The sequence below is a fragment of the Microbispora sp. NPDC088329 genome (assembly GCF_040685655.1).
GTDB lineage: Bacteria > Actinomycetota > Actinomycetes > Streptosporangiales > Streptosporangiaceae > Microbispora.
On record NZ_JBFBIP010000014.1, the window covers coordinates 143,607 to 157,187 of the forward strand.

Annotated in this window: 11 protein-coding genes, 3 tRNA genes and 1 pseudogene; 11 read left to right on the forward strand and 4 right to left on the reverse strand. The window is 70.6% G+C overall.

Annotated elements, in window-relative coordinates; genetic code table 11:
* Positions 1-89: 89 nt before the first annotated feature.
* The gene (locus AB0O28_RS24925; RefSeq protein ID WP_363644031.1) at positions 90-2,072 is read right to left on the reverse strand and encodes a M3 family metallopeptidase; all 1,983 of its coding nucleotides are present in this window, start codon (positions 2,070-2,072) and stop codon (positions 90-92) included.
* Between the two features lie 229 nt (positions 2,073-2,301).
* On the opposite strand from AB0O28_RS24925, the gene AB0O28_RS24930 reads away from it, so the two are divergent.
* The 5 genes and pseudogenes from AB0O28_RS24930 to AB0O28_RS24950 form a co-directional block, all read left to right on the forward strand.
* Positions 2,302-2,373 (forward strand) — tRNA-Gln (locus AB0O28_RS24930).
* A 43-nt stretch (positions 2,374-2,416) separates the two neighbouring features.
* Positions 2,417-2,489: transfer RNA gene (locus AB0O28_RS24935), tRNA-Glu, on the forward strand.
* A 13-nt stretch (positions 2,490-2,502) separates the two neighbouring features.
* A tRNA-Glu gene (locus tag AB0O28_RS24940) sits at positions 2,503-2,575 on the forward strand.
* A 149-nt stretch (positions 2,576-2,724) separates the two neighbouring features.
* The gene (locus AB0O28_RS24945) at positions 2,725-2,943 is read left to right on the forward strand and encodes a hypothetical protein (protein WP_363644033.1); all 219 of its coding nucleotides are present in this window, start codon (positions 2,725-2,727) and stop codon (positions 2,941-2,943) included.
* A 169-nt stretch (positions 2,944-3,112) separates the two neighbouring features.
* Positions 3,113-3,505 (forward strand): annotated as a pseudogene (locus AB0O28_RS24950) (ester cyclase); the annotation flags it as partial.
* Here AB0O28_RS24950 and AB0O28_RS24955 read toward each other — a convergent pair.
* From AB0O28_RS24955 to AB0O28_RS24965, 3 genes are all read right to left on the reverse strand, one after another.
* Entirely contained in the window at positions 3,502-4,224 is a 723-nt protein-coding gene (locus tag AB0O28_RS24955) for an MgtC/SapB family protein (protein ID WP_363644035.1), read from the reverse strand. The pseudogene AB0O28_RS24950 and the gene AB0O28_RS24955 overlap by 4 nt on opposite strands.
* A gap of 143 nt (positions 4,225-4,367) precedes the next feature.
* A complete protein-coding gene (locus AB0O28_RS24960; protein WP_363644037.1) occupies positions 4,368-6,071 on the reverse strand; it encodes a hypothetical protein in 1,704 nt (567 codons plus the stop codon).
* Between the two features lie 250 nt (positions 6,072-6,321).
* Entirely contained in the window at positions 6,322-7,038 is a 717-nt protein-coding gene (locus tag AB0O28_RS24965; protein ID WP_079312748.1) for an IclR family transcriptional regulator, read from the reverse strand.
* Between the two features lie 138 nt (positions 7,039-7,176).
* Here AB0O28_RS24965 and leuC point away from each other — a divergent pair, with 138 nt between their 5' ends.
* The 6 genes from leuC to AB0O28_RS24995 all read left to right on the forward strand — a co-directional run bounded on the left by leuC (position 7,177) and on the right by AB0O28_RS24995 (position 13,233).
* A complete protein-coding gene (gene leuC, locus AB0O28_RS24970) occupies positions 7,177-8,562 on the forward strand; it encodes a 3-isopropylmalate dehydratase large subunit (protein ID WP_363644040.1) in 1,386 nt (461 codons plus the stop codon).
* A 29-nt stretch (positions 8,563-8,591) separates the two neighbouring features.
* A complete protein-coding gene (gene leuD, locus AB0O28_RS24975) occupies positions 8,592-9,179 on the forward strand; it encodes a 3-isopropylmalate dehydratase small subunit (protein ID WP_363644042.1) in 588 nt (195 codons plus the stop codon).
* The gene (locus AB0O28_RS24980) at positions 9,158-9,418 is read left to right on the forward strand and encodes a hypothetical protein (protein WP_363644044.1); all 261 of its coding nucleotides are present in this window, start codon (positions 9,158-9,160) and stop codon (positions 9,416-9,418) included. Before leuD ends, AB0O28_RS24980 begins: the two co-directional genes overlap by 22 nt.
* A gap of 53 nt (positions 9,419-9,471) precedes the next feature.
* On the forward strand, positions 9,472-9,768 hold the full coding sequence (locus tag AB0O28_RS24985) for an HU family DNA-binding protein (RefSeq protein ID WP_111698130.1): 297 nt from the start codon (positions 9,472-9,474) through the stop codon (positions 9,766-9,768).
* A gap of 206 nt (positions 9,769-9,974) precedes the next feature.
* Complete coding sequence (locus AB0O28_RS24990) at positions 9,975-12,035, forward strand: SpoIIE family protein phosphatase (RefSeq protein WP_363644046.1); 2,061 nt, start codon at positions 9,975-9,977, stop codon at positions 12,033-12,035.
* A 19-nt stretch (positions 12,036-12,054) separates the two neighbouring features.
* Positions 12,055-13,233 carry a DUF6596 domain-containing protein gene (locus tag AB0O28_RS24995; protein WP_363644191.1) on the forward strand — a complete coding sequence of 393 codons (1,179 nt, stop codon included), beginning with the start codon at positions 12,055-12,057 and terminating at the stop codon, positions 13,231-13,233.
* The last annotated feature ends 348 nt before the right edge of the window (positions 13,234-13,581 follow it).

The window sequence follows — 13,581 nt, forward strand, 5'->3', positions numbered from 1 at the left end:
GGCGGTGTGAGCGGCACGAACAGACGTGACGCGGGCCGGATGGCCTGCCTGCGACGACCGCACGATCACGGACGGTGGGCGGGTGGGGGTCAGCGGAGGCCGCGGCGGTCCAGCAGGGGAGTGATCTCCGGGTCTCGGCCGCGGAAGTCGCGGAACGCCGTCATGGAGTCGAGGCTGCCACCCCGGGACAGCAGGGACCGGCGGAAGGTGTCGCCGTTCTCCCGGCGCAGCCCTCCGTTCTCGTCGAACCACTCCACGGTGTCGGCGTCGAGCACCTCGCTCCAGATGTAGGAGTAGTAGCCGGCGCTGTAGCCGCCCGCCCAGATGTGGGCGAAATACGTGCTCCGATACCGCGGCGGCACGGTCGGCAGGTCCACTCCGGCCTCCCTGAGCGCCCGCCGCTCGAACTCCTCGACGTCCTGCTCGCCGTCGTACGCCGTATGCCAGGCCCAGTCGAGCAGGGTCGCGGCCAGATACTCCAGCGTCGCGAAGCCCTGGTTGAACTTCTGCGTCTCCAGCATCCGGTCGACGAGGTCCTGCGGCATCGGCTCGCCCGTCTCATGGTGCCTGGCGTACTCGGCGAGGATCTCCGGACGGGTCGCCCACATCTCGTTCACCTGGGAGGGGTACTCGACGAAGTCGCGCGGCACGGCCGTGCCCGAGAACCGGGGGTAGCGCACGTCTGAGAACAACCCGTGCAGCGCGTGCCCGAACTCGTGGAACATCGTGTTGACCTCGTCGAACGTCAGCAGCGTCGGCTCGCCCTTGACGATGTTGAGGTTGTTGACCACGACCGGCCTGGTGCCCTCCAGGCCCGACTGCCTCACCAGGCTGTTCATCCACGCCCCGCCCCGCTTGGAGGCCCTGGCGTGGAAGTCGCCGAGGAACAGGCCCAGCGGAGAGTCGTCCTCGTCGCGCACCTCGAAGACCCGCACCTCCGGGTGGTAGCCGTACAGGTCGGGGCGCTCGTGGAAAGTGACGCCGTACAGGCGGCTCGCCGCGTTGAAGACGCCTCTCTCCAGCACCGTGTTCAGTTCGAAGTAGGGCCGCATGCGCCGGCTGTCGATGTCGTAGCGGGCCTTGCGCACCTTCTCGGAGTAGAACGCCCAGTCCCACGGCTGAATCGGGTGCCCTGCGATCTCCTCCAGGTCCGCCTGCTCCTTGCGCGCGTTGGCCACGGCCGGCGGCACGAGCCGCTCGAGCATCTCGGTGACGGCCTGAGTCGTGCCCGCCGTCTGGTCGGCCAGCACGTACTCCGCGTGGTTCTCGTAACCCAGCAGCCGTGCGCGTTCCCGGCGCAGGACCGCCATCTCCTTGATCAGCTCTGCGTTCGCCGCGCCCCGTCCGACCGAGGCCCGGTGGATCCGCTCACGCAACGACCGGTTGGTCAGCTCGGCCAGGGCGGGCTGACCGGTGGGCAGGACAAGAGAGATCAGATACTTGCCGTCCAGCCCGCGCTCGCCGGCCTGGTCGGCGAGCGCCTGGATCGCATCCTGCGACAACCCGTCGAGCTCGGCCGCGTCCTCGACCACCACCGCCCGCTCGTTGGTGTCGGCGAGCAGGTTCTGCTGGAACGCCGTCCCCAGGGCCGACAGCCGCTCGTTGATCTCCCTGAGCCTGGACTGGTCCTGCGGGCCCAGCGTCGCCCCCGCACGCGTGAAATCGGTGACGTAGCGCTTCAGCAGCCACCGCTGCTCCTCGTCGGCCGCCTCCACCGCCTGGATACGCGCGAACAGCTTCGCGTTGAGGTGGATCGCGTCGGCGTGCTTGGCGAGCTTCGGCGTGACGTCCTTCTGGATCTCCTGGACGCCGGACGTCGAGTCGGAGGACGCCTGATTGAAGAACACCGCGGAGACTCGGTCGAGCAGAGCGCCGGACTTCTCCAGCGCCTCGATGGTGTTCTCGAACGTCGGGGACTCCGGGTTCTCCGCGATCGCCTCGACCTCCGCGAGGTGCTCGGCCATGCCCTGCTCGAACGCCGGCGCGTAGTGCTCCTCCCTGATCTCCTGGAAGGGGGGCAGCCCGTACGGCAGGGCGCTCGGGCTGAGGAAGGGGTTCGCGGCCGAGGTCATGGCTGGCGGCTCCTCACGTGGTGCTGACGTTTGTCCCAGCCTCGCACAGGAGGACCCGACCCCTCACCGAGAGGACCGGACCCCTCACCCGGAAGGGCCGGACGCCCCTTGTGGAGGAGGATCGGATCACGAGATCGCGAGGCGCGCCGCAATCGTTTTGGTAGTGCGCCGCAAGCTGGGCTATTCTTTCGGAGTCGCAAGCGGGAGCCGCGAGGCCCCCGCAAGCAGATGGGGTATGGGGTAATTGGCAGCCCGACGGATTCTGGCTCCGTTAGTCTAGGTTCGAGTCCTGGTACCCCAGCTGGATCCCCTCAAGGGATTCTGCTGGAAACAGCGCAGTGCAAGGTCCCGTCGTCTAGTGGCCTAGGACGCCGCCCTCTCAAGGCGGTAACGGCGGTTCGAATCCGCTCGGGACTACTTCACTGCACTCGGCTCCGTCGTCTAGTGGCCTAGGACGCCGCCCTCTCAAGGCGGTAGCGCCGGTTCGAATCCGGTCGGGGCTACATCATCGAGAACCCTCGGCGCTTCCCCGTGCCGGGGGTTTTCGCCGTTACGGGGCGCCGCGTCCTGCTCATGGCCCGCTGCGCGGGTGCGAATCCGGCGGGGGCTACATCGTCGAGAACCCTCGGTACGTCTCTGCGGCGACCGGGCCGTGGCCATCCTGTGCGACGCCGGCTTCACGCCGCCGCTCGCGCTCCAGGCGATCCGCTGCGTTCAGGAGTTCACCGTGGGGCACGTGCTGCTCTCACCGCCGCACAGCTGGGCGGGCTGCGCCGCAGCAGAAAGCCCGCTCCGGGCGCTCCCGGCTACAACCTGCTCGCGCGGGGCGCCGACGGGTCCGGGCGCGGCGACCACTTCGACGTGGGACTGACGGCCCTGCTGGACGGTTTCGAACGCCTCGTACGCTCACGGGCTGTGAGTCGTTTCGCCCCTCCTGCCGTGGAGGGGCCTCTCGCACCGCGGCCTACGCTGGGAGGTGAAAGTAACGGAGGTGATGGACGCGGTGACACGGGCACGGGAGGTCATGGACCAGATGGGCCGTCTGTTTCGACGCCCATGACACGGACGGCGCGATGCTGCTGTTCGATCCGGGGTGCGCGCTCGTCAGCCCCGAGGGCACGGCCGACGGACGTGAGGAGATCGCGTGGGTTGTGATGCGGTTCTTCACCGCCTTCCCGGACTACCGTCGGTCGGTCTGGCGCACGATCGACGTCGGCGACTGCGCGGTGGACGAGGTCACACTCACCGGCACGCACAAGGGCCCGCTGCTGTTGCCGGACGGTGAGGAGGCGCCGCCGACAGGACGGCGCTTCTTCGTGCGCTCCTGCGAGGTCATCACGCTCGAGAACGGGCTGGTGGTCAGCTATCAGGTCTATTACGACCAGCTGGAGCTGCTCGCGCAGCTCGGGCTCTACCCGCCGCCCGCCGACTAGAAGTGCTGGGCGTTGGCGTCGTCGCAGGACACGACGAGCACACCCTCGACCTCGGCGAGCCTGCTCGTGAGGTCCCCGACCGAGCCAGGGCCGTGGATCAGCAGGGTGACGGTGACCGTGCCGCCGTCCCGGCCCTGGCCGGGCTGCTCCAGCGACAGTTCGTCGATCACGAATCGGCGGCTCGTGCACTCGGCCAGAGCCTGCCGCAGCACGCCCCGGCCGTCCACGTACGACAGCCGCAGCCGCGACTGGGCATGTCTGGAGCGGGGGAGCCGGGCGGCCAGCGGGGTGAGTCCCAGCATCACGACGAAGTTGCCCACCGTGGCCATGACGGCCAGCGGCCACAGGCCCGCCCCCGCGGCCATGCCGACTCCGGCGGTGAGCCAGACGGCGGCGGCGGTGGTCAGCCCCTTGACCGCGTCGCGGCGTACGAAGATCAGCCCGCCGCCGATGAAGCCGATGCCGGAGACGATCTGCGCCGCCACCCGGGACGGGTCGAGCACCACGGAGTCGCCGAGGACGTCGGAGAAGCCGTGCTTGGACACGAGCATGAACAGCGCGGCGCCGAACCCCACGAGCGTGTGGGTGCGCAGCCCGGCGCTCTTCTGCCGGATCTCCCGCTCGACCCCGATGGCCGCTGACAACACGAGCGCGATGGCGAGGTCCACGGCCTGCTGCCACCCCGCCATCGGGCTCACCATCAGTGTGATCGGCGTCACGCACCCAGACTAAGTCCGGGCGCTGCGTCGAAGCGGGTCATTCCGCCAGGCGGAAACGACGACCGGCCTGAATGCCCTTCGCTCCGAAAGGAAGGCCGCCCTGCGTGAGGCAGGGCGGCCTTAAGAGTCGTGCGGACGGGCGGCTACCGTCCCGAGCGCGCCTTGAACAGCGCCCGCTTGGCGGCCTTCACCACCTGCTTGTCCGGATGGGTCTCGCCGATGAGCTCCAGCAACTCCTCGAGGTGAGGGTGGCTGACCTTCCAGATCACGTCGAGCAGCCCGATGAGCGTCTGGGCGGGGCCGATGTCGTGCAGGCTGGACACGAACTCCGGCCGGCCGAGCCCGGCGGAGATCGTCCACATGTCGAGGATCAGCCAGTGGGTGTCCGCCTGGGTCGGCTCCGGGGCGTCCTCGACGTCCATCTGGGTCAGGTGCGTCGCGGCGTACGGCCGCAACGAGGGCTCCTCCAGCGCCTCCTGCCAGGCCGGGATGGCGGCCTCGCCCAGCGAGCCCACCAGGCTGGCCGCCTGGACCCGCACGAGAGCGTCCGACTCCTCCTCGGCGGCGGCCTCGAGCAACTCGGAGGCGGCCCGCGCGGGGTCGCGCAGCGCGAGCCAGGCGGCGAACTCCTCGTCGGCCTCCTCCTCGGACATGTCGGCGCTGAACGACAGCAGGTCGAGGGCGGTCATGGCGTCGATCGCGGGCCGCGCGTCGATCTCGATGTCCTCGTCGTCCAGCAGGTGGACGAGGCCCTCGGTGCCGAGCGGCGTCAAGGTCACCGCGTCCCCCTCGACGGTGACCATGCCGTATCCGGTGAGCCAGGCGAGCACGGAGGCGAGCGGGTCGCCGGCCGCGGCCCAGGCGTCGGCGCCCAGGTCGTCGTACTCCGCCGCGGCCTCGGCCAGCTCCTCGCGCAGGGAGGACACCGGCCGCGTGCCGCCGGCCAGCAGCACGCGGATCAGCAGCGCCCGGGTCAGGCCGGACAGGGCCAGAGTGAGGTCGTCGTCGTCCAGTTCCGGGTCGCCGTAGTCGAGCGAGTGCAGGCCGAGCATCCAGGCGTCCAGGACGTCGTCGTCGTCCTCGAAGGGCCAGGCGGCGGTGTCGGAGTCCACGCTGACCGTGTCGTCGCCGTCAGGGGCGAGGAACTCCAAGTCGATCGCGAGATTCCACAGATTCCAGATGTTGCGCGCGTCCGGCAGGCCGAGCGTGCGCACGGCCTCGTCCACCTCGGATTCGGTGAGCAGGGTCTCCTCGCCCACCTTGCGCCCGGTGCCGACCCACAGCGCCAGGTCGCGGGCCTGCGCGATGAGCGTCACCCCGCGGGCCGCCTCGGCGAGTTCGGTGTCGGGACGCAGCCGGATCGTGGGCAGGGCCCCGATCTCGTCGGTGAACGGCTCGAAGTCGCCGAGGCCCTCGTCGGCCTCGTCCTCGTCGAGCTCGTCCTCCTCCTCGTCCCAGTCACGCTCGGCTATGGCGTCCTCCATCGCGTCCACGAAGTCGTCCTCGACCTCGTCCAGCTCCGCGAGCAGGCTCTCCAGAGACGCCGAGCCCGGCGAGAGCCGTCCGGTGCCCGACAGGAACGTCAGGTACGCCCGGACGGCCGGGATCATGCCGTCGGCGGCGGCGTCGGGGTCCTCGACCACCTGGGGCATGCGCTCGAGCAGGACCGCGCGCAGGTCACCGCGTTTCCACAGCCCCACGTCGGTGCGGGCGATCAGGCGGTGCCACAGGGCGACGGCGCCCACGAGATCGGGGTCGCTGCCGGGTGCGTTCTCCGGCGCCCAGAGGATGAATTCTTGGAGCAGGGGACGCAGTTCAGCGGCGGCTGCCTCGATGCGGTCTGTCACTCCGCCAGCCTAGTGCCGCGACCGCCAGGATTTGCCCGGAAGGAGCGGTGTCCAGAGTGGTGCATCGCAAGGCGGAGGAGGAGCTCGTAGCGGAGCCTACGAGCGATCTTCCCCGGGCCCCGCGGAGATTCCGAGCCTGCGAGGAATCTTCGTGGTGGGGCGAGGACGCGGCGAGGTGCGGCTCTGGGCGACGCGACGGGGCGAAGATCGGCGGGAGGGGCACCAGGGCTTTCGGGACACCGCTCTTCGATCAGTTCGCGCGCCGCATGGCTTCGGTTATCCGCTCGGCGGCGGCGACGACGGGAGCGGCGTGCATCCGGCCGGGCGTACGGGTCAGCCGCTCTATCGGGCCGGACACGGAGACCGCGGCGATCACCTTGCCGCCGGCGCCGCGGATGGGCGCGGAGACGCTCGCCACGCCCTGCTCGCGCTCGCCGACGCTGTGCGCCCAGCCCCTCCTGCGTACGCTCGCGAGGGTGGCGGCGGTGAACTTGGCGCCGCGCAGGCCGCGGTGCAGCCGGTCGGGCTCCTCCCAGGCGAGCAGGATCTGCGCGGCGGACCCCGCGGTCATGGGCAGCGCGGAGCCGACCGGCACGGTGTCGCGCAGTCCGCTGGCGCGCTCGGCGGCGGCCACGCAGACCCGCTCGTCGCCCTGGCGGCGGTAAAGTTGAGCGCTCTCCCCGGTGAGGTCGCGAAGCTGGGTGAGCACCGGCCCGGCGACGGCCAGCAACCGGTCCTCGCCCGCGGCGGTGGACAGCTCAGAAAGACGGGGCCCGAGGATGAACCGGCCCTGCGTGTCGCGGGAGACGATGCGGTGGTGCTCCAGCGCGACGGCCAGCCGGTGGGCCGTCGGCCTGGCCAGGCCGGTCGCCTGGACGAGCTGTGCCAGGGAAGCGGGGCCCGCCTCCAGGGCGTTGAGTACGAGAACCGCCTTGTCGAGTACTCCGACCCCGCTAGAGTTGTCCATACCCCGATACTGCCGTCTCGCCATACGAGATGCAAACGCAATGTTGGGAATCAGCAGATACAGTGTCCATATCCCGATATTCCCGTCTCACGATGAGAGACACGACCGGGGGTCTGAACGCGAGGAGGCGTCACAACCATGGGTCGCACACTGGCTGAGAAAGTCTGGGAGCAGCACGTCGTACGCCGTGCCGAAGGCGAGCCCGACCTGCTCTACATCGACCTGCACCTCATTCACGAGGTGACCAGCCCGCAGGCCTTCGACGGCCTGCGCATGGCCGGCCGCGCCGTACGCCGCCCGGACCTCACGATCGCCACCGAGGACCACAACGTCCCGACCGTGCTCGGGCCCATCTCCGACCCGGTGTCCCGCACGCAGGTCGAGACGCTGCGCAAGAACGCCGCGGAGTTCGGCATCCGCCTGCACCCGATGGGCGACGCCGGCCAGGGCGTGGTGCACATCATCGGCCCGCAGTTCGGACTCACCCAGCCCGGCATGACGATCGTCTGCGGCGACTCGCACACCTCGACCCACGGGGCGTTCGGCGCGATCGCGTTCGGCATCGGGACCTCCGAGGTCGAGCACGTGCTGGCCACCCAGACGCTGCCGGCCTACCGGCCCAAGACGATGGCCATCGAGGTCAAGGGCGAGCTGCCGGTCGGCGTGACCGCCAAGGACCTGATCCTGGCGATCATCGCGAAGATCGGCACCGGCGGCGGTCAGGGCTACATCGTCGAGTACCGGGGCGAGGCCGTGCGCAAGCTCTCCATGGAGGGCCGCATGACCGTCTGCAACATGTCGATCGAGGCCGGCGCCCGGGCGGGCATGATCGCCCCCGACGAGACCACGTTCGAGTACCTGCGCGGCCGTGCTCACGCCCCCACGGGCGAGGCCTGGGACCGGGCGGTGGAGTACTGGAAGACGCTGCGCACCGACGACGACGCCGAGTTCGACAGGGTCGTGGAGATCGACGCCTCCACCCTCACGCCGTTCGTCACGTGGGGCACCAACCCGGGCCAGGGCGCGCCGCTCGGCTCCGCGGTGCCGTCGCCCGAGCAGTTCGCCGACCCGGTCGAGCGGTCCGCCGCCGAGCGGGCGCTGGAGTACATGGGCCTGACCGCGGGCACGCCGCTGCGTGACATCCAGGTGGACACCGTCTTCGTCGGCTCCTGCACCAACGGCCGCATCGAGGACCTGCGCGCGGCCGCCGAGATCCTGCGCGGCCGCACGGTCGTCACCCGCACGCTGATCGTCCCGGGCTCCATGGGCGTCAAGAAGGCGGCAGAGGAGGAGGGCCTGCACGAGGTCTTCAAGGCGGCCGGTGCCGAGTGGCGCGAGGCCGGATGCTCGATGTGCCTGGGCATGAACCCCGACACCCTGAAGCCGGGCGAGCGCAGCGCCTCGACCTCCAACCGCAACTTCGAGGGCCGCCAGGGCAAGGGCGGGCGCACCCATCTCGTGTCGCCGCAGGTGGCGGCCGCGACCGCCGTCACCGGCCGGCTGACCGCCCCCGCCGACCTCTAGTCCGCCCCACGTCGCAGGAAGAGATCATCATGGATGCCTTCACCACACACACCGGCCGGGCCGTGCCGCTGCGCCGCAGCAACGTGGACACCGACCAGATCATCCCGGCGGTCTGGCTGAAGCAGGTCAGCCGTACGGGCTTCGAGAAGGGCCTGTTCGCCGCCTGGCGCGAGGACCCGTCGTTCGTGCTGAACGACCCCGCGTACGAGGGCGCGTCGATCCTGGTCTCCGGGCCCGACTTCGGCACCGGCTCCTCCCGGGAGCACGCCGTCTGGGCCCTGCAGCAGTACGGCTTCCGCGTCGTGATCGCCTCGCGGTTCGGCGACATCTTCCGGAACAACTCCACGAAGATGGGCCTGCTGCCGGTCATCCTGCCCGAGGACGTGGTCGAGCGCCTGCAGGACGCGGCCGAGGCCGACCCGAAGACGGAGATCACCGTCGACCTGGTCGAACGCCAGGTGCGCTCGGGCGACCTGGTGGCCTCGTTCGAGATCGACGACTACACCCGCTGGCGGCTGATGGAGGGCCTCGACGACATCGGCCTGACCCTGCGTCACGCGGACACCATCGAGGAGTACGAGAATGGACGGCAGCCATGGCTGCCGACGACCGTCTGAACGAACCTCAGACCGCTGATGAGCTGCTGGCGCGGCGACTGCGTGATGCGCATCGCCGCGTCAGAGCGTTAGCCTTACCACAGGAGGAGCAGGCCCGCCTGGCGCGACGGCTGCTTGCTATCTGTGACGTGGCAAAGCGGGACATAGCCCGTGCGGCCGCCCGGCTGGACGCCTTCATCGCCTGTCTGGACGGCACATTCGACACGCCGAGCAGGCGAAACATGCCCCCCGGTGATTGAAGTCCCGCGACCTCGTCCCCTAATTTCAAGCGCGTAAGGGGGAGGAAACCGAAATGAACAAGAAAGAACTCGTCGACGCGATCACGGATCGTGTCGGCGACAAGAAGACGGCGACCGAGGCCGTCAACGCCGTCCTCGACGCCATCCAGGGTGCTGTCGCGAGCGGTGACAAGGTCTCGATCACCGGGTTCGGCGCATTCGAGATGGTGCACAAGCCGGCGCGTACGGCCCGCAACCCTTCCACCGGCGATCCGATCAAGGTGGAGGAGAGCTGGGCGCCGAGGTTCCGTCCCGGCGCGGACTTCAAGGAGCAGGTCAACGCGGGTGGCAAGGCTGCCAAGAAGAAGTAGCCGGCCCCACCGGTACCAGTGGACGGCGCTCGGAGCCCCCGGGCGCCGTTCGTCGTTGTATGCCCCGGCGCTCTCGGCCGCGGGAGGGCGCCGACCCTACCCTTGACCTGTGCAAACGTGTGTAGTCTGCAGGTAAGCGAGTCGAGGGGCGCATATGCGGGGGACCCACCGATCGCGTGCATACGGTTCGACCGGGGGAAAAAGTAGTGCAAGTCGGCCAAAAACCTGAGTCCAGCCGGGTGGCGCTGGACGTGTTCGACCGGGCACCGGTCGGAGTCCTGGTTACCCGGGGGAAGGATCACCGGCTCCTCTACATCAACGACGCCTTCCGCGCGATGGCCGGGAACCGGCCGATCGGCGCGCCGGCCTGGAAGGCCCTGCGCGACATCCTCGGACCGAACTTCCCCGGGGTGCTCGGCGACGTCCTGACAACCGGGGAGACCGTGTGCGTCGACGAGGTCTCCGCGACCGTGGCCGATCCCGGCGGCGGACCACGCGAGCGCCTCTTCCGGGTGAGCCTTTCCGGGATCCCCCTGCCCGGCGGCGAGAGCGGGCTGCTGGCGGTGGCGCAGGAGGTCACGGCGCAGGAGGTCACGGGGCGGGCCGACGCCATGCCGCGGACCCGCGACCTGGAGAAGGAGCTGCGCCGCCTTCAGCGCCGTTACCGGAGCATGGCGTGGGCGGGCGCGCACATGGTGTGGGTGACCGGTCCCGACGGCGAGGTCAGGGAGGTGAGCCGGGGCTGGCAGCGCATCTCGGGGCAGACACTGGAGGAGAGCCGCGGTTACGGCTGGCTGCGGGCCCTGCATCCCGAGGACCGCGAGCGGGCTCTGGACGCCTGGACGCGGGCCGTCGAGCTGGCGAACCCGGTCTGGGAGCAGGTCTTCCGCGTCGCGGCCTCGGACGGCGCATACCGGCACATCCGGTTCCGGGCCGTGCCGGTGTACGAGGACGGCGCCGTGGTGGAGTGGGTGGGCGCCTCCGCCGACGTCGAGCAGGAGTGGCAGGAGGAGCGGCGCCGCCGTCTGCTGGACCTCGCCGCGGCCGCGGCCACCGACATCACCAACCTGGAGGAGATGTGCCAGGCGATCGCCGGCGTGATCGTGCCGGAGCTCGCCGACGCGTGCCACATCTACCTGCTCCCCGAGTCGAGCGGTAGCCTCCCCCACACGCCGATCGTCACCGAGTGTGCCGCCGCCGCCGTGCGCCCGGGCCTGCCGACGCTGCCCCCGCGGCGCAAGGAGTATCACCCCGTCGACAGCGGGTTCGTACGCGCGGTGCGGCGGCGCGGCCCCGTCCACGTGTCCTTCCCTCCCGGACGTCCCCCGTTCCCCTGCGCCGACAAGGTCACGAAGTGGCTGGCCGAGGCCCGATCGCACAGCATGGCCCTCCTGCCGATCGTCGTCGAGGGCGAGGTGGCGGCCGTGGTCGCGACCGCCGTCTGCGGGGAGCGCCCGCCCATCGCGCCGGACGACGTTCACCTGATGCGGGAGATGCTCGACCACGCGCACGACGCGATCAGCAAGGCTCTGCGCTTCCGCCGGACTCAGCGGGTGGCGCTGGCCCTGCAGCACAGCCTGCTGGCCGAGCCGCCCCATATTCCCGGGCTACAGCTCGCGGCCCGCTACCAGGCGAGCCCGACCGCCGCGGAGATCGGCGGAGACTGGTACGACGCGTTCCAGCTGTCCTGCGGCGCCGTCAAACTGGTCATCGGGGACGTGGCCGGGCACGATCTCGGCGCCGCCGTCTGCATGAGCCAGGTGCGGAACATGCTGCGGGCTCTCGCCGTCGACCGTGACGAATCCCCGGGCGACGTCCTGCGGCGGCTGAACAGAGCCCTGGAGACCCTGAACGGCGAGAGCACGGCGACCTGCGTGCTGAGCCGCCTGGAAAGGGACCGCGACGGCGTGTGGCAGCTGGCGTACTCGGTGGCCGGGCATCCGCCGCCGCTGCTGGTGACCGGCGACGGACAGGGCCGCTTCCTCGAGGACGCGGGCAACCCCCTCCTCGGCCTGTACCACGGCCGCCCGTGGACCAGTGCCGTGGCGCCGTTGCCGCCGCACAGCACCCTGCTGCTCTACACCGACGGCCTCATCGAGCGGCGGGGAGAGGACCTCGGTGAGGGCCTCGAACGGTTGCGGCGGTGCGCGGAGCCGCTCGCCCGCGAACCCCTGGGCCGGTTCTGTGACGAGCTGCTCACCGAAATGCCGGTGACGGGGGAGGACGACGTCGCCATGATCGCGCTGCGCGTGCCGTCGCCCGCCTGAGCGCGCCTCCCAGATCGCCCTGACGCTGCGAGCGGTCGGCGGCCTGACCACCGCCGAGATCGCCCGCGCGTTCCTGGTGCCCGAGGCCACCATGGCGGCCAGGATCAGCCGGGCCAAGCAGCGCATCAAGGCCGCCGGCAGCTGGTTCGGCCTGCCGGACGGCGCGGAGCTCCAGGAGCGGCTCCGGGTCGTCCTCCACGTGCTCTACCTGATCTTCAATGAGGGGTACACCGCCTCCTCGGGCAGCGAGCTGCACCGCGCCGACCTCGCGTACGAGGCGATCCGGCTGACCCGGATGGTGCACGCCCAGCTGCCCGAGGACGGCGAGGTGACCGGGCTGCTCGCGCGGATGCTGCTGACCCACGCCCGCCGGGATGCCCGTACGACCCCGGCCGGCGACCTGGTGCCGCTGGACGAGCAGGACCGCACGAAGTGGGATCGCGGGCTGATCGACGAGGGCGTCGAGCTGGTCAAGGCGTCGCTGGCCGGCCCGGCGCTGGGGCCTTACCAGCTGCAGGCCGCCATCGCCGCCACGCACGGCGGCGCGGCCGCGGCCGGGGAGACCGACTGGTCGCAGGTGCACGCCCTCTACCTGATCCTGGAGCGGATCGCGCCCAACCCGATGGTCACCCTCAACCGGGCCATCGCGCTCGCCGAGGTCGAGGGCCCACGGGCCGGGCTGGCCCTGCTGTCCGGCCTGGACGGTGACGAGCGGATGGCCGGGCATCACCGGCTGCTGTCCGTACGGGCGCATCTGCTGGAGAAGACCGGCGACATGGCCGGGGCGTACGAGCATTACCGGCGCGCCGCGAAGGCCACCGCCAGCATCGCCGAGCAGCGCTATCTGGAGTCCCGGGGCCGGCCGGGTGAGGGCATAGGCCCCGCCCCGCCCTGGACCCCGCCGGACGCTCGCCACGACATCGCCGCAGACGGGCGCCCGGGGCCCGGTTCTTCTCACATCCCCAGCAGGTGCCGGAGGACCAGCAGCCCGATGTCCAGCCCCACCTGCAGGCCGATTCCCACCTCGGCGGAACCCACCAGCGCGAGGGCGAGTGGCATCAGGACGGGGAACAGGACACGGGCCGTCCGGGCCAGGATCTGCGGCAGCGTGTTCGGAACGGAAATCGTGATCGTCATGACGGACCTCCTGTCTCATGCCGGACGTGCGGCACGGATGAGAACCCGTCACCTTGCCTGACAGCGGGCGGCGACCGCCTCGACGACGCCGGAGCCGCGCGTCGTGCCGGGGAGGGTGACGGGATGGGACGGTTGCGGACTACTGCCGGAAGTCATCCCGACCACCTCCTCACGGTCGTGACGCCCCTGGTGCGGCGGATGGCCGCCGGCGGCGCCGGTCGATCTCTCGCCCCTTCACGCAGGAGCCTCTCCAGTAGAACCCCGGCCGGGTCACCGGGTCAAACCCGCCCTGGTCAGGGGACCCTCACGGGATGACCGGCGGGGCGGGGGAGCCGAATCCGCGCAGCAGGGTGCCCACGCGCGGGTCGCGAGCGAGGAGCCGCAAGCTCGGTCGTTCACGGCCGAGAAG